Consider the following 557-nt stretch of genomic DNA (forward strand, 5'->3'; position numbering starts at 1 on the left):
TCACTAAAACAGGCTTTGAGATCCCAGTAAGCCGTCGTTACCTCAAAGTACTCAAAGAGATGCTAGGTATCAGCCACTAAGTGCCGAATATGAGCGAAACATACGATCAAAAAAGGCGACCTTGAGGTCGCCTTTTGAATATTCGATAAATGGATATCAGTCCACTTGCTTGATTTGCAGCTCTTTTGGTACTTCGAAGAACATGTTTTCTTCTCGACCTAAGACTTCATCGACTGAGCGAGCACCCACTAGCTCTTTGATACGCTCAAGAATCTGATTCACCAACTCTTCTGGCGCAGAAGCCCCCGCTGTCACACCTACTTTTGTTTTGCCTTCAAACCACTCTGGCTTGATATCTTCAGGACAATCAGTCAAGTAACCAGGCGTGCCAAGTTTCTCAGCCAACTCTTTAAGACGAGTAGAGTTTGAAGAATTCTTAGAACCCACAACCACCATTACATCCACATCACCAGCCAGCTCTCGCACGGCATCTTGGCGGTTTTGTGTTGCGTAACAAATATCGTCTTTACGTGGGCCTTGGATGTCAGGAAATACGC

Annotated in this window: 2 pseudogenes; one reads left to right on the forward strand and one right to left on the reverse strand. The window is 45.6% G+C overall.

Annotation, left to right across the window (positions count from 1 at the left end):
• Positions 1-80, forward strand: a pseudogene (locus R8N47_RS27470) (two-component system response regulator YehT); the annotation flags it as partial.
• Positions 81-156: 76 nt separating this feature from the next.
• Here R8N47_RS27470 and ispH read toward each other — a convergent pair.
• Positions 157-557: pseudogene (gene ispH / locus R8N47_RS27475) on the reverse strand (4-hydroxy-3-methylbut-2-enyl diphosphate reductase); the annotation flags it as partial.

The sequence above is a fragment of the Vibrio sp. 2132-1 genome (genome assembly GCF_033344315.1).